This window comes from Thermococcus sp. MAR1, from assembly GCF_012027305.1.
Classification (GTDB): domain Archaea; phylum Methanobacteriota_B; class Thermococci; order Thermococcales; family Thermococcaceae; genus Thermococcus.
The window spans coordinates 770439-787142 of sequence record NZ_SNUF01000001.1 but is presented as its reverse complement, the minus strand read 5'-3'; the positions used below and the strand labels follow the sequence as shown (position 1 = coordinate 787142).

The window sequence follows — 16704 nt, the reverse complement described above, 5'->3', positions numbered from 1 at the left end:
AACCACCTCAGAGCATCTTAACTTTCTCCGGCGGGCGAATTTCGATCACTTCACGGTTTACCAGAGTGTCTGGAACTTCACCGCGGAGAACCGTCAGGAGATTTCTAACCGCCTGGAAGCCCATATCCTCCATGGCCTCCTTTGAGAGACCCGCGTAGTGAGGCGTTAGAACGGTCTCCCACTCGTGCTTAAACAGCTCGTGCTCCTGAACGGGCTCGTTTTCAAAGACGTCCGTTGCGTAGCCCTTCAGCTTTCCTTCTTCAATGGCCTTTACGAGGGCCTTCTCGTCTACCAGCGTCCCGCGCCCGATGTTGACGAGGTATTTGCCTTCGAGGAGTTCCAGCCTCTCCGCGTTTATGATGTGATACGTCTCCGGTGTGGACGGCAGGGCCAGAATCACGATATCGCTCTCCCTCAGGACATCTTCAAGGGGCTTGTAGATAGCTCCGACTTCCTTTTCAATATCGGGCTTCCTTGACCGGGACCAGTAGAGTATCTCCGTTCCCATGGCCTTCATTCTCCTCGCTATGGCCTTTCCTATGGCACCCATTCCGAGAATTCCTACCTTTTTTCCATAGACCGTTTCTATGTCCCTGAATCCGCTCCAGACGGTTCTGTGGGAGTCCCACTTCCCGGCACGGATGAACCTGTCGGAGTAGGTTATCTTCCTGAGGAGCGCTATGGTCAGTCCGACGGCAAATTCCGCAACGGCCTCGCTCAGGACACCAGCAACCTTGGTGACGTATATTCCCCTCTCCGTTGCGGCCTTAACGTCAACGTGGTCGTAGCCGGCGGAATGACAGCTGATAACCTTTAGCCTTTCGGCCCTCTCGATAACTTCACGCGGAAACATGTTCAGCGGAGAGATTATGACCCCGTCAAACTCCCCTATTCTTTCTTTGAGCTCATCGACGCTTGGATACAGTATGAACTCGACGTCTGCGTACTTCTTGAGTTCCTCAACGAGCTTGCTCTTCATCTTAAAGAGAACGGCCACCTTCGGCCTCATGGTATCACCTTAAGATGCTTATCGAAACGGCCCTAATAAGGTTTTTGCATGGGTTCGTCAAAAATCCGAGCCGCCACCGGGAAAACTTAAAAACTTTTCCGGTTTCTCCCTTTAGGTGGTGTAGATGGGTAAGGTGGAGAGGAAGAAGTGGAGCGAGGAGTTCAGTGAGTGGTACAACGAGCTTATTGAGACCGCTGGAATCCAGGACAAGCGCTATCCGGTCAAGGGAATGAACATCTGGCTCCCGTACGGGTTGAAAATCATGAGGAGCATTGAGAGATTCATACACTCCGAGATGGAGAGAACGGGCCACGATGAAGTTCTGTTCCCGGCGCTCATCCCCGAAACCGAGTTCCAGAAGGAAGCCGAGCACATAGCCGGCTTTGAGGGGGAGGTCTTCTGGGTTACCCACGCGGGCCACGACCCCCTCGATGTTAGGCTCATCCTTCGCCCGACGAGCGAAACCGCTATGTACTCGATGTTTTCCCTATGGATTCGCTCTCACGCAGATTTGCCCTTCAAAATCTATCAGATAGTTAACGTTTATCGCTACGAGACCAAGCATACGAGGCCCCTGATCAGGGTCAGGGAGATAAGCCGCTTTTTCGAGTCGCATACCGCCCACGACAGCTTTGAGGACGCAGAGAGACAGATAAAGGAGGACCTTGAGATATTTGACAACCTCGCGAGGTTCCTCGCGATTCCCTACATCGTCTCCAAGAGGCCCGACTGGGACAAGTTCCCCGGTGCATACTACTCCCTTGGCGCCGAGGTCATGATGCCCGACGGCAGGACGCTCCAGATAGGCACCATGCACAACTATAGGCAAAACTTCGCAAAGGCCTACAACATCCAGTACGAGACCGAGAGCGGCGACCACGAGTACGTCCACCAGACCACCTTCGGAATGAGCGAGCGCCTTTTGGCGGCGGTCATAGCCATACACGGCGACGACAGGGGAATGGTTCTGCCTCCCACAATAGCCCCGATACAGGTGGTTATAGTCCCGATTCCCAAGAAGGACGCCGAGGCTGACGTCTTCGCCTACGCAAGGGAGATAGCGGAGGAGCTGAGGGCAGCGGGAATAAGGGTTCACGTTGACGAGCGCGACATAAGGCCTGGCAGGAAGTTCTACGACTGGGAGCTGAAGGGTGTTCCACTAAGGGTAGAGGTCGGCCCGAGGGATGTTGCGGGTAGAAAAGCCGTTATAGCCAGACGCGACACCCTTGAGAAGGTCACGGTTGAGCGCGATGCCATCGTTGATGAGGTCAGGAAAACCCTCGATGCGATTCATGAGAACCTGTACAACCGCGCGAGGGAGTTCCTTGAGAGCCACATCAAGCGCGTCGATAGCATAGAGGAAGCCAAGGCCGTTTTCGAGGACAGGCGCGGAATAGTGGAGATAGCATGGTGCGGTGAGGAGAGCTGCGGACTTGAAATGGAGGAGATACTCGACGCCAAGATGCTCGGAACGCCCTACCCAGAGAAGAAGGCCAAAGCCCCCGAGGGCAAGAAGTGCCCGGTCTGTGGCCGGGAGGCCAAGTTCATAGCAAGGTTCGCGAGAACCTACTGATCCCTTTTTTCAGCTTTTACTTTTGACGTTCAAAGGAATAAAGAAGAGGAATCAGGCTGCCTCATTCTCAAGGGGAGCGAGCGCTTCTTCGAGAACCTCAACGGCTTGGCTCATGTAGAGGTAGGCCTTCCTTATGTGGACGCTGAAGACAACCCAGCTGAGAGTGCGGCTTTCCTGGGGGATGCCGTAGGTGAGGGCCTGGCTGTACTCAGCGCTCGCGTTGTTATAAAGCTCCATGGCAAGGGAAAGGGTCTCGTTGCTGACGTTCATCTGAACGCTGAGGTTGTAGAGCTCGTTGAACCTGTACTCGTTGTTCTGGTACAAGTAGTACCAGGCCATTGACTGTTTGATGAAGTTCTCATAGCTCCACGTCGCAGCGCTCACCGCCCCAGCGAAGGGGACGAGCACCAGGAGGAAAAGGGCCATGATTGCAGCAACCTTCTTCATGGTTCCACCTCCGATACCTATTCATCCCGCCCGGATTTTTAAATTCTTCCCTTCCCTAACGTTTAAAAAAAGAAGGTGGAATGCACCACCATGATTCTGGGAATCCACGACGGTCACGACGCGGGTGCAGCGCTCATTGATGGGGATAGGATATTCGCCGTCAACGAGGAGAGGCTCAACAGGGTCAAGAAGTATAGGGGCTTTCCGGCCCTGAGCGTGAGAAAAGTCCTGGAAATGGCGGGGGCTGGTCCAGAGGACGTTGAAATCATAGCCGTTGCGGGCATATTCCGAAAGCAGAAACGACTTCTTGAGCTCGAGGAGAATCTCCGCGCACTCTTCGGGTCCGAGTTTAAAAGGAAGGTCCTTTTCGTTGAGCACCATCTAGCCCACTCCGCGAGTGCCTACTACACCTCCGGGTGGCGGGATGCCCTCGCAGTAAGCATTGATGCCGCGGGAGACGGGCTGAGCTCCTCGATTTACATTGCGAGAGATGGCGAAATGATCAGGATAGCCCAGAGTACTTATCTCGACTCCCTGGGCGACTTCTACGCCTCCGTTACCGAGCTTTTGGGATTCAAGCCGATGAGGCACGAGGGCAAGGTTATGAGCCTGGCCGCATACGGGAAACCCTCTTACGACCTTAGCTCAATAATAGAACTCAGCGGACTGAGTTTCAACAACCATCTCGGAGTAATCGGAATCGAGGCGACGAGGAAACTCGCAGAGCTCTTTGATTACCCCCTCCGCCACGCCAGGGAGATAGCCCTTCAGATGAAGGGGGGAAGGCTTGAGGGCAAGCTCCAGAAAAAGGCCATAGAGATAGCGGCAAGCGCTCAGGCACACTTGGAGAAGCTGATGGAGGAGCTGGGGTTGAGGCTGAGGTCGAAGGGCCTCCCCCTTGCCTACGCGGGTGGGGTTGCCCAGAACGTCAAGGCCAACGCCGTGCTGAGGCACATCTTCGGGGACGATAACCTGTGGGTCTTTCCGGCGATGGACGACGGCGGTCTGGCCTTCGGCGCCGCGGTTTTTGTGAAAGCCCAGTTCGAGAGGCTCGACGGGAAGTGGAGGCCCTCCAGACTGGAGCACGTTTACCTCGGCCCATCCTACAGGAGAGACGAGGTTGAAGAGTTCCTGGCGAGGGAGGGCGTTAAGTTTGAGGAGATAGATAATGTCCCGGGCCTCGTTGCAGATGCTCTCGTTGATGGGAAGCTCGTTGGCTTCTTCCAAGGGGCGATGGAGTTCGGGCCTCGCGCGTTGGGCAACCGCTCGATTTTAGCCGATCCGAGGGAGGAGACCGTTAAGGAGAGGCTCAACGTTGCTTTAAAGCGCGACGTCTTCCAGCCGTTCGCACCTTCCCTGCTATGGAAGAAAGCCGGGGAATACCTTGAAGACCTCAACGGAAGGCCCAACGAGTTCATGACCATGAGCTACACGGCAAGCGAAAGCTTTAGGGAAGTTGCCCCCGCCGTTGTCCATGTGGACGGTACAACGAGGCCGCAGGCTGTGAGGAGGGAAATCAACCCCGTTTACTACAAGGTAATCAAAGCCTTCGAGCGGGAGACAGGCCTGGGCGCGATTCTAAATACCAGCTTCAACATGCACGGCGAGCCGATAGTCTGCTCACCTGAGGATGCGCTGAGAACGTTCCAAACGGCCGGACTGGATGTCCTGGTGGTTGAAGGGTTCGCGGTGTGGAAAGGTTAATATAGTACGCTGACGAATCTACTACGAAGGTGAGCCTCCTATGAGAGTGACCAAAGTAACCCGAAACTACCAGATAACGATTCCGGCGGAGATTAGAAAGGCGCTCGGAATAAGGGAGGGGGAGCTCCTCGAAGTTCACCTTGAAGGCGACAGGATAGTCCTGAAAAGGCTGGAGAGGAAGAGAAAGAGGCTCAAAATTGGAAGAAAACTTCCTCCGGAGGACATCGAGAAGGCCATCGAGGAGGGCATGAAGGAATGCATGGAGTGATAGATACCAACGTCTTCATCTATGACACATTCGAGGACTCGGAGTTTCACATAGAGGCCGAAAAAGTTCTGGAGTCCCTCGATACGTGGTATATACCCCCGATAGTCCTTCAGGAGTTCGTCTGGTTCTTCAAGAACAACGGGTTTTCCGTTGATGAGACGTGGGAAGTTCTGAGGGGATACCTCGATGACCCGAGGTTCAGGGGGCTTAAAGATAATCCCGAAATCGTGAGGAGAGCCATTGAGTTGCTAACGGCTGAGAAACTTTCACTCTCCCGCTTCAACGACGCCATGATTTTAGTCCATGCCATTGAAAAGGGCGTTTTAATAACGTTCGACTCCAAGTTCAGGAAACTGGGCAGAAAGAGGGGTGTTAAAGTTCTCCCGTAGGGCGTCACGAGCTTTATGGGGTCTGTGTTAGAGTTGCTCTCTCAATGACCCTTTAGGTTCTTTCATGCTATTTTCAGCACTTCGATGAACATCTTTTCGTTGAGGTAAAGTTATAAACATTGCACCCAATGAAGAGCGGTGATGCTTATGGCGCTGAGCGACAGGCTGGAACTCGTTAACCCTTCTGAGATCCGAAAGCTCTTCGACCTTGCCCAGGGCGTTGAGGGTCTCATCTCACTCGGAATCGGCGAACCGGACTTCGATACCCCCGAACATATCAAGGAGTATGCCAAGGAGGCCCTTGACAGGGGAATGACCCACTATGGCCCGAACGCAGGAATCATGATGCTCCGGGAGGCCCTCGCGTGGAAGTTGAAGGAGCAGAACGGCATCGAGGTTGACCCAAAGACCCAGGTCATGGTGACCGTTGGAGCGAACCAGGCTTTTCTGATGGGATTCGCGGCCTTTCTGAAGGACGGGGAAGAGGTTCTCATTCCGAGCCCGATGTTCGTCAGCTACGCCCCGGCCGTCATCCTGGCGGGAGGGAAGCCCGTTGAGGTGCCGACCTACGAGGAGAACGAATTCAGGCTTAGCGTTGATGACCTCGAGAAGCACGTTACGAACAAAACCAGAGCAATCATAATAAACAGCCCCAACAACCCGACTGGAGCGGTTCTCACCAGGAAGGACCTCGAGGAGATAGCGGACTTCGCTGTTGAGCACGACCTCATAGTCTTCAGCGATGAGGTCTACGAACACTTCGTCTACGACGGCGTTAAGAACTACAGCATTGGAGCGCTCGACGGCATGTTCGAGCGCACGATAACCATAAACGGTTTCTCCAAGACCTTTGCCATGACCGGCTGGCGCCTTGGATTCGTGGCCGCCCCTGAGTGGATAATCGAGAAGATGACCCGCTTCCAGATGTACAACTCGACCTGCCCAGTTACGTTCGCCCAGTACGCAGCGGCGAAGGCCCTGAAAGACGAGCGCAGTTGGAAGGCCGTCGAAGAGATGAGGCAGGAGTATGACCGCAGAAGAAACCTCGTGTGGAAGAGATTGAACGAGATGGGACTTCCTACGGTTAAGCCCAAGGGAGCGTTCTACATCTTCCCGCGCGTGAGGGACACCGGCCTGACCAGCAAGGAATTCAGCGAGCTGATGCTCTTGGAGGCCAAGGTCGCCGTCGTCCCGGGAAGCGCATTCGGAAGCGCCGGCGAGGGCTATATCAGGATAAGCTACGCGACGGCCTACGAGCAGCTCGAAGAGGCCATAAACAGGATGGAGAGAGTATTGAGGGAGAAGAAGCTCGTTTAAAGCTTCTTCAGCTTCACCTTTATCTCTTCTTCCAGTTCTATCACGGCGTAATACTTCCTGAAGAGCGGACCGGGGTTCACCACTATGGTTTCTCCAATCCGGTCGATCCCTCTCCCCTCGTGTATGTGGCCACAGACAACCAGAGGGGGTTGCCTCTCCTCTATGAACTCCCTGAGTGCTCTGCTGCCGACGTGGTGGCCAAAGTGGACCCTGTCAGCGACCGTTCCATGGGGTGGAACGTGGGAGAGGATTATGTCCCCCTCGCGGTAATTTCGCTCGAGGATCCCTCTGATCTCCTCCTCCGTCAGCTCCCATATGGTGTGGAATGGTGTGATGTTGGAGCCCCCAATTCCAACTATGCCGACTCCACCGACCTCAACCCGCCTGTTGTGGGCATTTATCCCAAGTTCGCTCAAAAGTTCCGGGACGTCCCTGCCGTCGCAGTTGCCGTGTACCACCACCAGCGGAATCACAAGCTCAAGAATTGGCGCCAAGACTTCCCACGCCTTATCGGAACCGCTGAAGTGCGTGAGGTCCCCGGCCACCAGAAGGGCGTCAAATTCCTCGCCCCTAATCACCTCGGCAAGCTGGCGGACTCTTTTGACGTTTCCATGGATGTCGGTAACCGCTATGAACCTCACGGAACCACCCCCCTACGTGTAGATGCCCATCTCTTCGGCGAGCTTCAGGAGTCTCTCAGCCCTATCCTTCGTTGGAGGGTGCGTGGAGACCATGTCCGCAAGGTCGCCCCGGAACGGGTTAACTATAAAGAGGGGTGATGTTGCGAGGTTCCCTCCCCTCATCGGGCGGAAGGAGATTGCCTTTTCGAGCTTGAGAAGGGCGCTGGCCAGGGCGAGCGGTTTCCCACTTATCCTCGCGCCGTGTTCATCCGCGAAGTACTCGCGTGAGGGACTGAGTCCGACATGAAGGAAAATCCCCACTATCGGCGTGAGAATCCTCAGGAGGAGACCATCGTTGGGGTTTCTCCTCTTCCTGGTGCTGGAGGGCAGGTTTATCAAGCGGTCGATGGAATAGGCCACGCCAAGGAGAGAGCCACAGATCACGGAGACGAGAGTCTGAAGGGGCGTATCATTGTTGATTATGTGTGCAATCTCGTGGGCAATGGCCCCCTCTATCTCCTCGGAGTCCAGGACCCTGAGGAGGCCATAAGTCAGGACTATCGTGCTACTGCCGGGCCCCTTGCCGGCAGAGAATATGTTGGGGGTTCCAACTGGGGCCAGGGCCAGCCTGGGAACAGGAATCCCTGCGCTGGAGGCGAGCTTTCTCAGCACGGCGTACAGGTAGGGGTAGTCACCCTCCCCAACGAGCCTCGCCCGGTACCATCTCATTAGAATCCGGTCGCCGTACCAGTAAACCAGGAAGTACGCAATGATAACCACAACGATGGCCGCAGTGATGCCCCTTCTCCCCCACAGGAGATACCCAACGATGACCGGGATAATCGCAACGAAGGGTATCGTGAGCAGAAACCTGAGCCATTTGAGGGCCACCATATTTAATCCCCTCCGAGCATTAGATACTGGACGACGTCATCGTAGGCCCAGCTCCAGTCGACTATTCCAACCCTCCTCTTCACCCCCTCGTTCAGGAGGGACAGAATCTCATCAACCACCTCATCGGGAGTTTTGCCTGTGGTATCCACCTCTATGACGTTTTCATTCTCCTCAATGGCTTCGACGAGAATAACGTCCACGAGCTCTGCCTCGACGTTCTCGGCAAGCTTTTTGAAGGGGTAGCCCCTGGATTTGAGTCTCTCTGCCACTATCTGAGGATGTAGGCGGAGAACCACAACAACATCGGCCGGGACAAGATGACTGAGGTGACCATCAATGACAACGTTCTTACCGGAGAACTCGGCCCTGACTTCACGGGCCAGTGCATCTACGTCTATCTCAATCTCCTCCCCAACAGGCTCGCCTATGTCCTTCATGAGGGCAAAATCCTTCACACTCACGTATTCGTAACCGAGCCTCTCACTCAGGAGCTTTGAAACGGTGGTTTTACCGACTCCGGGAGTACCACTCACGGCAATTATCATCGATTTACCCCCGAGAACTCACTCTATTTTGTTACCGGAAGTTTATATGCTTGTTCCTCGTTAATTGTCGAATGTACATGTAGCATTTAGCGAAAACCTTATAAAGGACTAGGTTGGTAGGAGTTTAGGTGATACAAGTGGAAAGGTTGAAATCCAGCCTACTTAGGAAGAGGCTTGAGGTTGTTAAGAAGAGGAAGGAATTCCTTGCCCTTGAAGAGGCCAGGCTTGTGAGAATGGCCCGTCAGAAAAAGGCTGCCGCTTCCAAGCTTGCAAAGATCAAAAGAGAAAAAGTTGCCGTAGCTCTAGAGGAGGCAAAACTGATAAGGGTTCTCAAGCAGAACGGCTATCCCGCCGTCTGAGTTTTTCAAAACTTTTAGAAAAGGAGAAAGCTCAGAAGACGTTGAGCTTGTCCTCCAGTATCATCTTCTGTATCTTCGTTATGTCCGCGAGCCAGGCATCCGCTATATCGTAGGCCGGCTTCTGAATGGTCTCAAGGCTGTAGCCTTTCTTCGGGATAACCTGAACGCTCGCGACGAGCGGCTCGTCAATGGGCTTGCCTATCTGACTGAGTATCCTGACGTAGACCTCTTCCACTCCCTCAACCTGCTCTGCGATGTCGTTGGCGATGAGCATCGAGAGAAGGTTGTATATCTTTCCGACGTGACTGACCGGGTTCTTTCCGGCAGCAGCCTCCATGCTCATGTGCCTGTTCGGGGTGATGAGGCCGTTAACACGGTTGCCCCTACCAACGCTACCGTCGTCTCCAGCTTCCGCACTGGTTCCGGTGACGGTGATGTAGTAGATGCCCCTCTCCGGGTCGTCGGCGGTGTTCACGTAGATGTTGACCTTCCTCTCGGTGTGCTCCTCTGCAACCGAGCGGGCGGCCTCGTAGATGGCATCCTTAACAGCCAGGTAATCCTCGGGGGTCTGAACCTCGCTGTCAACTATGGCGGCGGCGATGGTTATGTCTATCTCGTCGCCCTTCCTGAGGCCCATGACCTTGATGTCCTCACCAACGGCGGGGTACTTCTTCTTGAACTCGTCGCTGTTGAGGAGCCTCTCGGTCTCGAGGACTATCCTCTCGGTCTCGCTGAGGGGAGCATAGCCAACTCCAAAGCTGGTGTCGTTGGCGAGCGGAATCGGGTTCTCCTTGGCCTTGTTGAAGACACCGACGAGGTCGACACTTCCCTGGCCTATACGGGAGTCTATGACGACGTGGTTCTCGAGGTCGAGGTGGCGAACGGCCTTCCTGAGGTAGTCCTTGGCGGCCCTGATAGCTATCTCGTGAACGGGGAAGAACTCGCGGTCGACCATCTCGACGGCCCTTCCTGAGAGGAGGATGTATATCGGCTTGATGACCTCACCGCCCCCGAACTTCGGGTAGGCCCTTCCGCCGACGACCTCAACCTGGTCGGTGTTGTGGTGGAGTATTATGCCGTATCTCTTGATGTACTCCCTGCTGAGTGCCCTGCTGACGGCCTCGGCTATGCCGTCGGCTATGCTGTCTGGGTGGCCTATTCCCTTCCTCTCGACGAGCTCTACCCTCTGCATCTCAACTGGGGTCCTCATTAGCTCCTCAACTACTATGTTCCTAACCTTCCCAGCCATGATCGTCACCTCTTAATGTCTGTATGAACGGCTCTGTTCATCACTTTATATATTTTTCGGCATGAATTCGAGAGCCTAATATTCCTGAGGGTTATCAACACCAAAATCCTTAAAATTCTTCCCGAAAATTCTCCATACGGCATCCGACGACGCCCGGTGGCCCGGTCCCCGGAGCATTCGGGCGGCGATGAAGGGGTGCGACGATGCCGGGCGGACAGGGCTTGGTCTCCGGACCGCCTGAGGGTGGCTCTGCCTTCGATGATGGTGGGGGATGGCCAAGCCCACATTTTTAACCGGTTCTTCCTAACACCTCCTGGTGAGAGTATGGAGCTGAAGACAATTATAGATGAGATACGAACCGTGCTGGATGAGAAAGACGCCCTGCGGGAGGAGGCTCTGAGACTCACGAGGGAGATAGTTCGCCTGAGCGGGGATGCCATAAAGGCCCTCCATCGCGGCGAGGTTGAAAAAGCCTCCGACCGTCTCAGACTCGCCGGCGAGAGGGTAAAGAGCCTGAGGGAAAAGCTCTCCAGCCATAAGGACATATACTTCACGGGCTACGTTCAGAGCGCCCACCAGGAGTTTGTGGAGGCGAGTCTCTTCTTCGCGTACATCACTGGCGGGAGGTTCCCGTCACCATCCGAACTGGGGGTTCCGCACGCGGACTATGCACTGGGGATTGGAGACTTTATAGGGGAGCTGAGGAGGCGCTTCCTGATACTGCTCCTGGAGGGGAACATCGAGGGTGCCGAAGAGGTCTACCGGTTCATGGAGGCCATCTACGAGGAGCTCATGACTCTAGAGTATCCAAAGGGGCTCGTGAACATCAGGGGCAAGCAGGATCAGGCCAGGCACATCCTTGAGAGAACCCTCGAGGACCTGACGAGGGCAAAGCTGAGCAGGAAGCTGGAGGAGAAGCTCAGGGAAGCGGTTGGGAAAAGAATTATGACATAATTACATAATTCGGTGATTATGTGATTAATGAATTCAATGAAAAACTTCGGGAAATCGAGAGGATCCAGGAAAAGCTGGCGTCGAGGGTAAAGGAGAGACCGCTCAGACCGGAGGAGGTAAAAACTGTCGCGGCGATCGATGTCTCTTACAGGGGCAACACCGCCAGAGCTGCCTTCGTTCTCTGTTCTTATCCCGACTGCGAAGTCTTAAGGACGAAGATCGTTGAGACCGAGGTTCCGTTCCCTTACATACCCACATTCTTTTTCCTGCGCGAGACCAGGCCTGTCCTGCTGGCCCTCAGAGGGGAGAAATTCGACCTCCTTCTGGTGGAAGGGCACGGGAAGGCACACCCCAGGGGATACGGACTGGCCTGCCACATCGGCCTGCTCATCAGGAGGCCCGTGATAGGGGTCGCCAAGAGGCCCTTGAAGGGAGTCGCGGAGAAAGACTTCAGGAAGGTGGGAAAAGCTTATGTAAGCGTCGGCCATTTAGTCGACTTAGAATCTGCGGTGAGACTCATCAAGTCCCTGCTTGAGGAAGGCTATCCCAAGCCACTAAGACTCGCCGACAGACTATCGAAGAGGGGAGGTCTATGAAGAGGATAGAGATGCTCATACTGCTCGCCAAAAGAGGGGCGCTTGGAAAGAAGATAAAGATCACTCTCAGGGAACTCGCCAGTGAGTTGGGTATTTCCCCCCAGTCGGTGCTCAGGCTCCTCGAGGAGATGGAGGAAGAGGGGCTCGTGGACAAGGAGGTAGTGGGAAGAAAAACGTATGTAGAGATCAGTCATGAGGGCCTGACCTTCCTTGAGAACCTTTGCGACGCCATTTCCGAGGCATTATACAACGGCATAATAATCGGGGAGGTAATCTCGGGGATAGGTGAGGGCGCCTATTATGTCAGGTTATACGCCCACCTGATAAGGGAATACCTCGGATTCGAGCCTTATCCCGGGACACTTAACATCAGGATACTGTTTCCAAAGACGGTGTTCGATGCTTTCTGTGGCGTTAGACCCGTAATCCTTCCGGGTTTCGTGAAGGAGGGAAGAACCTTCGGTGACGTCAAGGCCTACCGCGTTCAGATAGGAGAAGTGGAAGGGGCGATAGTAATCCCATCGAGGACAGTTCACCCCCCTAAAATAGCCGAGATAGTTGCCCCCGTCTGCCTGAGGGAAACCCTCGGGCTGAAGGACGGAGACAGAATAACCGTGAGGGTCGTGAAAGGATGAACTGGAAGTCGGTTCTTACCTGGGCGGGGGTTGGCTCCTTCGCCGGATTCGCAATAGCGGTTGCCACCTACTCCCCCCAGGGAAATGAAAACTTTGTGTACCTGATATACGCCGGCATGTTCATCGGTGCCCTTCTTGGAGTGAGGTATCCCATTGAGAGCAGGGCATCGGCCTGCGCTTTCCCTCTGGGCTTCGCCGCCACATCGCTCCTAGCTGGCCTGTGGATGGTAAAACCGGTGGCGTACAACGACATCTACGCGTTCCTCGCCATCGTGATGGTGATCATGATACTCGTGGGGGGCAGTGGGTTCTTTGACATGTTCCTCGTACCTCTGACGTACTTCGGCGGCTTTGCCGTCGCCATGCTGACCTTCAAGGGCTATCAACCTCTTCAGGGGATGGAGGGGGCTGTCGTCGGCCTGTTCACTGTTGGAGTCATGGGGGCAATACTTGCGTTCTTTGCGGTCTTCGGGAGGTGGGCCTTCACCGTGGCCAAAAACATCCCGGGGAGGTAACGTTTAAATACGTTCACCGATAACCTAATTCGGTGATTAAAATGGTGATGCGCCTCTCAAGGCTCTACGGGAAGCAGATATACAACACCAAGGGCTACTACATTGGCTACGTTGATGAGATACTGATCGAGATCGACAGGGGGCAGGCCAAGATACTCGCCCTAGGCCTTCCTGGGGAGAAGGTGGGCGTGCCCTACGACCGGGTCACTGCGATTGGGGATATAATACTGGTAAAGGCAAGGGAAGGGTAATTAACCCTCTTTAACTTTTAGTGCGTCCAGGAACTTTTCGGTTATGGCCTCTTCTGCCAGTCTCAGCAACGAGCTCTTGTCCTTCGCTAGCTTGAATATTCCAAGCGGAATTCTGGCACCGCCGGACTGCGCGTGTCCCCCGCCGCTACCTATGTCTCCGAAAGCCTCCCTGAGAACGGTGCCTATGTTGACCCTGACATCGCGGGTTCTCGCGGATATCTCTATCCTGTCGTCAACAATTCCAAACACCAGAACAGTCGTTATGCCCTCCAGACGGAGAAGGAAGTCGGCTGACTCGGCTATAGCATCACGATTGGTTATGAAGCCAACGTTGCTGACGACGACGTTCTTGTATATGCGACGATTCATTATGGCCTTGGCCAATATCTCGGCCGTCTCAGTGCTTATGTCGGGGTGCTCTATCTTATCGAGGAGCTCGTAATCAACCTTACCTGCCAGGAACTCGATGGCCTTGAGGTCAACGTGGCTCAGCTTGGAGAACTTCTTGGTGTCTATGTAGATGCCGTAGAAGAGGGCCGTCCCCAGAGTCGGTGTGACCGATATGTTGAGGGTACGGAGGTACTCGGCCAGTATGGCGGAGGATGAGTTCACTTCGGGCCTTATGTCAAGGAAAGCATCGTCGGGGAGGAGCTCCTGAAGGTGCTGGAGTATCTGGTGGTGGTCTATGAGTATCTTTATCTTTTCGTAGTCTCCCTGCTCGAGTATCGTCAGGTTCCCGTTGGGCTGGCAGTCAACGAGGGCTATCACGGGGTAGCGCTTTAGCTCGTAGGAGCCGCGGGAAATCTTCCTTATGTCAACGCCGAGAAGGTTTACGAAGGCCCTGTTCTCGTGGTGTGTTATCTCACCGCCGTAAACTATCTGGGTCTTGAAGCCGAGCGTCTGGGCTATGACGCTAAGCGCGGTCGCGCTGGCTATGGCATCCGGGTCCGGATTATCATGCGTGACTATAAGAAGGGAGTCGTTCTTGGACTTGAGCTCCTTGAGCTTCCTCACAAGAAGGTTTGCGTTCTTCCTCTCGCCCAGCATCATCACTGTCTTTACCATGGCGTCCTTGAGGGCGCTTCTTGGGGAAATCGCGTAATCAACCCTAACATCTGCCTCAAACTCCTCGTTTATCTGAGAGACGAGCTCATCGAGGCTTACCTCGTCGGGAAGAACCGTTAGAATGGGAACCTCCTTGTTGGTTCTTATGACATAAACCGTCTTCTTTATTGTGTCAACGTTCATCGTGGCGATTATAACGAGTTCTGCCTTGTCTATACCGGCCTTCAGTAGGGTCGCGGTGTATGAGAAATCACCCTGAACGACCTGAAAACCGCTATCCTCAAGGGCCTTTGCGCGGAGTTGATCCTTCTCTATGATTATAACCTCAAACTCCCCTTTGAGGGAGTCTGCTATTGAGCGGCCGATTGCGCCACCTCCGAGTATCAGCACCCGCATGCCTCTCACCTTTTTGCACAATAATGTTTAAATACAAGCGCCGATATACTAAGACGGTGAACTCCTTTCGGGATTTCTTTGATAGAGGGATATATATAGCTAATGGTGATGAGCATGCAGCTGCCGGACAAGCAACCGCTCATTGAGAACATGGTAGTGACGTCGGCGGGGGAGCTGAAGGGCCTCGTTGAAAATGGCCTCGCGAAGGGCAACGGAGCGTTTCTAAAGATATTCGCCAAGGACTCAAGCGGTAAATACTACCTGACCATACTCCTCGACAGGTCGAAGATCCTAGCCGCGGAGTGCCTCCTCGTGGACAGGAAACAAGACCTCAGCGGGGAAGAGGCAATCAGCGTGTTGAAGTCACTCATTGGTAAACCCATGGTTGTTGACGTTTACGACCTCGACGAGCTGGAGATCAAGCTTTCAATAGCGGATAACGTTGATGTTTACGTCCAGACCCCAAAGATACCACTAGAGGAGCTCCTGGGAAAGGCAGAGGAAGGGCCGCCGGCCAAGGAGGAAATGAAGGCAACGGCAACCGCTGAGGTTGCCAAAAGTGAGGTTCCAACGACGCTCCCGGTGGTCGAGAAGGTAAGAGCGGAAGAGACGGTCAAAGGGACCGCCGAGGAAAAACCCAAGGCAGTGCCTAAACCAAAACCCACTCCGGCGCCCGTGGAAGAAAAGCCAGCCCCCGCCGAAAAGCCTGAGGTTGTTGTCAACTTGAGTGGAGGAAGTGTTCCCGAGAAGGCCTTCCGGGTCTACGCAGAAGACCTGCTCAAGGAGGCCAAGAGGATTAAGGGGCTGAGGATCAGCAGGATTGAGTTTGATGCAAACGTCGGCGAGGGAGTGGTCTACCTCAACGTTCACATCCACGGAAATTCCGATGGCAGCGCCAGGGACATAGAAATAGCGGAGAAGAGGATGCTCCATGCGGTCAGCAAATACGCACCGGTTCTCCTGAGGGAGGCGGAGGTTAAACCGATAATCAAGGACGTCAGCATCGTCATAGACGGCCAAGAAGTGAAGCCCCAGGAGATAGTGGACAGGGACAAAAAGAAGACGGGCAACGTGACGAAGGACGGCAGGATAAGCCTCGCGGTTCTGGAAGATGTATGGCCCTACTTCAGCGCATACGCCAGGACAGTTGTCACGGAGATGGAGAGCGCGGGAATTCGGGTCAAGAAGGCCTACTTCGACGTGAAGGGAAGGAGGGAGTTCGAGATAAACCTCTCGATGGTCGCGGAGGCTGGGATGACCAAGGAAGCCGTCGAGAGAATAGCCCGGGACGTCCTTACCAGGCATGCCAGGGAGCTTGGAAGGTCCCTCAAGCGCTACATAACCGTGCACAACATCGACGTTGAGATCCTCGCGCCTGCAGTCACTTCCAAGACCACTAAAGAGACTGCGGTAACGTCGAGCAAGGCTGCCGAGGTTCTGGCAAAGAAGGAACTCCTTGAGAAGGAGGTCGAACAGCTCCTGAAGCAGGCGGGGATAGATGAACTCGCTCCGTTCACCGAGGAAAAGAAGAAAGAAGCAGAGGAAGCCATACTGAAGGGCCGCATCGAGCCAGCCATCGAGACGCTGAAGACCAGGATCCACGCCGAGATGAAGATGATTCCCAGGGTCACGTTCAAGTGGCTCAAGCTGAACCACGAGATCAAGGATTCGACAATTCAGCTCGATATAGAGGCCAGTTTTCTGAGGGAGGAAACAGGGGGACTCTTCGGCTCGTTCTCTGGAGTCTCTGACAGCAAAATCAAGAAGGACATTGAGGATTCCATAAGGCGCATCCTGAGGGAAGTTTCAAAGGAATACAGCATAAGGATAGAGCTGAGGAGGCTCAATATTATTCTCCGCTGATTTCTTTTTTATCATCAGCACTCAAGATCGTCATCATCCTGACGTCAGTTCTGCC

Annotated in this window: 19 protein-coding genes; 12 read left to right on the top strand and 7 right to left on the bottom strand. The window is 54.3% G+C overall.

The features are described 5' to 3' along the window. Positions 1-7 precede the first annotated feature (7 nt). Positions 8-1009 (bottom strand): 2-hydroxyacid dehydrogenase, encoded by a 1002-nt coding sequence (locus tag E3E25_RS04480; protein WP_167891986.1) that lies wholly within the window; start codon positions 1007-1009, stop codon positions 8-10. Between the two features lie 124 nt (positions 1010-1133). Here E3E25_RS04480 and proS point away from each other — a divergent pair, with 124 nt between their 5' ends. After that, entirely contained in the window at positions 1134-2582 is a 1449-nt protein-coding gene (gene proS / locus E3E25_RS04475) for a proline--tRNA ligase (RefSeq protein ID WP_167891985.1), read from the top strand. Positions 2583-2633: 51 nt separating this feature from the next. Here the strand turns inward: proS and E3E25_RS04470 are convergent, their stop codons facing one another. Continuing rightward, entirely contained in the window at positions 2634-3029 is a 396-nt protein-coding gene (locus E3E25_RS04470) for a pyrolysin (RefSeq protein WP_167891984.1), read from the bottom strand. Positions 3030-3119: 90 nt separating this feature from the next. Between E3E25_RS04470 and E3E25_RS04465 the strand changes: the two genes are divergently transcribed. The 4 genes from E3E25_RS04465 (at position 3120) to E3E25_RS04450 (ending at position 6707) form a co-directional block, all read left to right on the top strand. Further along, on the top strand, positions 3120-4733 hold the full coding sequence (locus tag E3E25_RS04465; protein WP_167891983.1) for a carbamoyltransferase: 1614 nt from the start codon (positions 3120-3122) through the stop codon (positions 4731-4733). 40 nt (positions 4734-4773) lie between these two features. Continuing rightward, on the top strand, positions 4774-5001 hold the full coding sequence (locus E3E25_RS04460) for an AbrB/MazE/SpoVT family DNA-binding domain-containing protein (protein WP_167891982.1): 228 nt from the start codon (positions 4774-4776) through the stop codon (positions 4999-5001). Further along, the gene (locus E3E25_RS04455; protein WP_167891981.1) at positions 4989-5390 is read left to right on the top strand and encodes a PIN domain-containing protein; all 402 of its coding nucleotides are present in this window, start codon (positions 4989-4991) and stop codon (positions 5388-5390) included. The genes E3E25_RS04460 and E3E25_RS04455 overlap by 13 nt, the downstream gene beginning before the upstream one ends. A 147-nt stretch (positions 5391-5537) precedes the next feature. Next, positions 5538-6707 carry a pyridoxal phosphate-dependent aminotransferase gene (locus E3E25_RS04450; protein ID WP_167892680.1) on the top strand — a complete coding sequence of 390 codons (1170 nt, stop codon included), beginning with the start codon at positions 5538-5540 and terminating at the stop codon, positions 6705-6707. Here the strand turns inward: E3E25_RS04450 and E3E25_RS04445 are convergent. Genes E3E25_RS04445 through E3E25_RS04435 form a run of 3 tightly spaced genes read right to left on the bottom strand, consistent with a single transcriptional unit; the run spans position 6704 to position 8766 of the window. After that, complete coding sequence (locus tag E3E25_RS04445; RefSeq protein ID WP_167891980.1) at positions 6704-7348, bottom strand: metallophosphoesterase; 645 nt, start codon at positions 7346-7348, stop codon at positions 6704-6706. The genes E3E25_RS04450 and E3E25_RS04445 overlap by 4 nt on opposite strands. A 12-nt stretch (positions 7349-7360) precedes the next feature. Then, complete coding sequence (locus E3E25_RS04440) at positions 7361-8221, bottom strand: M48 family metalloprotease (RefSeq protein WP_167891979.1); 861 nt, start codon at positions 8219-8221, stop codon at positions 7361-7363. A gap of 2 nt (positions 8222-8223) precedes the next feature. After that, positions 8224-8766 carry an adenylate kinase family protein gene (locus E3E25_RS04435; protein ID WP_167891978.1) on the bottom strand — a complete coding sequence of 181 codons (543 nt, stop codon included), beginning with the start codon at positions 8764-8766 and terminating at the stop codon, positions 8224-8226. Positions 8767-8894: 128 nt separating this feature from the next. On the opposite strand from E3E25_RS04435, the gene E3E25_RS04430 reads away from it, so the two are divergent. Beyond that, positions 8895-9125, top strand: a complete 231-nt coding sequence (locus E3E25_RS04430; protein WP_370456646.1) for a hypothetical protein — start codon at positions 8895-8897, stop codon at positions 9123-9125. Between the two features lie 31 nt (positions 9126-9156). Here the strand turns inward: E3E25_RS04430 and E3E25_RS04425 are convergent, their stop codons facing one another. Next, positions 9157-10374, bottom strand: coding sequence for a methionine adenosyltransferase (locus tag E3E25_RS04425; protein WP_167891977.1), 1218 nt, complete (start codon positions 10372-10374; stop codon positions 9157-9159). Between the two features lie 324 nt (positions 10375-10698). Here E3E25_RS04425 and E3E25_RS04420 point away from each other — a divergent pair, with 324 nt between their 5' ends. From E3E25_RS04420 to E3E25_RS04400, 5 genes are read left to right on the top strand one after another with little or no spacing between them, the layout of a single operon-like run. Further along, complete coding sequence (locus E3E25_RS04420; protein ID WP_167891976.1) at positions 10699-11328, top strand: haloacid dehalogenase; 630 nt, start codon at positions 10699-10701, stop codon at positions 11326-11328. A gap of 20 nt (positions 11329-11348) precedes the next feature. After that, the gene (locus E3E25_RS04415; RefSeq protein ID WP_167891975.1) at positions 11349-11924 is read left to right on the top strand and encodes an endonuclease V; all 576 of its coding nucleotides are present in this window, start codon (positions 11349-11351) and stop codon (positions 11922-11924) included. Beyond that, on the top strand, positions 11921-12559 hold the full coding sequence (locus tag E3E25_RS04410; RefSeq protein ID WP_167891974.1) for a DUF120 domain-containing protein: 639 nt from the start codon (positions 11921-11923) through the stop codon (positions 12557-12559). Before E3E25_RS04415 ends, E3E25_RS04410 begins: the two co-directional genes overlap by 4 nt. After that, the gene (locus E3E25_RS04405; RefSeq protein ID WP_167891973.1) at positions 12556-13074 is read left to right on the top strand and encodes a hypothetical protein; all 519 of its coding nucleotides are present in this window, start codon (positions 12556-12558) and stop codon (positions 13072-13074) included. Before E3E25_RS04410 ends, E3E25_RS04405 begins: the two co-directional genes overlap by 4 nt. A 41-nt stretch (positions 13075-13115) precedes the next feature. Continuing rightward, entirely contained in the window at positions 13116-13325 is a 210-nt protein-coding gene (locus E3E25_RS04400) for a PRC-barrel domain-containing protein (protein ID WP_167892678.1), read from the top strand. Here the strand turns inward: E3E25_RS04400 and E3E25_RS04395 are convergent, their stop codons facing one another. Continuing rightward, positions 13326-14786 carry a DHH family phosphoesterase gene (locus tag E3E25_RS04395; protein WP_167891972.1) on the bottom strand — a complete coding sequence of 487 codons (1461 nt, stop codon included), beginning with the start codon at positions 14784-14786 and terminating at the stop codon, positions 13326-13328. It lies immediately after the preceding gene. Between the two features lie 108 nt (positions 14787-14894). On the opposite strand from E3E25_RS04395, the gene E3E25_RS04390 reads away from it, so the two are divergent. Continuing rightward, positions 14895-16649, top strand: coding sequence for a hypothetical protein (locus tag E3E25_RS04390; RefSeq protein ID WP_370456645.1), 1755 nt, complete (start codon positions 14895-14897; stop codon positions 16647-16649). The last annotated feature ends 55 nt before the right edge of the window (positions 16650-16704 follow it).

Bases quoted from the DNA above. Each gene is read 5' to 3' on its own strand.
- E3E25_RS04410 (WP_167891974.1), top strand. From the start codon at position 11,921: ATGAAGAGGATAGAGATGCTCATACTGCTCGCCAAAAGAGGGGCGCTT.
- E3E25_RS04450 (WP_167892680.1), top strand. From the start codon at position 5,538: ATGGCGCTGAGCGACAGGCTGGAACTCGTTAACCCTTCTGAGATCCGA.
- proS (WP_167891985.1), top strand. From the start codon at position 1,134: ATGGGTAAGGTGGAGAGGAAGAAGTGGAGCGAGGAGTTCAGTGAGTGG.
- E3E25_RS04400 (WP_167892678.1), top strand. From the start codon at position 13,116: ATGGTGATGCGCCTCTCAAGGCTCTACGGGAAGCAGATATACAACACC.
- E3E25_RS04435 (WP_167891978.1), bottom strand. From the start codon at position 8,766: ATGATAATTGCCGTGAGTGGTACTCCCGGAGTCGGTAAAACCACCGTT.
- E3E25_RS04425 (WP_167891977.1), bottom strand. From the start codon at position 10,374: ATGGCTGGGAAGGTTAGGAACATAGTAGTTGAGGAGCTAATGAGGACC.
- E3E25_RS04420 (WP_167891976.1), top strand. From the start codon at position 10,699: ATGGAGCTGAAGACAATTATAGATGAGATACGAACCGTGCTGGATGAG.
- E3E25_RS04395 (WP_167891972.1), bottom strand. From the start codon at position 14,786: ATGCGGGTGCTGATACTCGGAGGTGGCGCAATCGGCCGCTCAATAGCA.
- E3E25_RS04405 (WP_167891973.1), top strand. From the start codon at position 12,556: ATGAACTGGAAGTCGGTTCTTACCTGGGCGGGGGTTGGCTCCTTCGCC.
- E3E25_RS04440 (WP_167891979.1), bottom strand. From the start codon at position 8,221: ATGGTGGCCCTCAAATGGCTCAGGTTTCTGCTCACGATACCCTTCGTT.
- E3E25_RS04390 (WP_370456645.1), top strand. From the start codon at position 14,895: ATGAGCATGCAGCTGCCGGACAAGCAACCGCTCATTGAGAACATGGTA.
- E3E25_RS04465 (WP_167891983.1), top strand. From the start codon at position 3,120: ATGATTCTGGGAATCCACGACGGTCACGACGCGGGTGCAGCGCTCATT.
- E3E25_RS04455 (WP_167891981.1), top strand. From the start codon at position 4,989: ATGCATGGAGTGATAGATACCAACGTCTTCATCTATGACACATTCGAG.
- E3E25_RS04480 (WP_167891986.1), bottom strand. From the start codon at position 1,009: ATGAGGCCGAAGGTGGCCGTTCTCTTTAAGATGAAGAGCAAGCTCGTT.
- E3E25_RS04470 (WP_167891984.1), bottom strand. From the start codon at position 3,029: ATGAAGAAGGTTGCTGCAATCATGGCCCTTTTCCTCCTGGTGCTCGTC.
- E3E25_RS04460 (WP_167891982.1), top strand. From the start codon at position 4,774: ATGAGAGTGACCAAAGTAACCCGAAACTACCAGATAACGATTCCGGCG.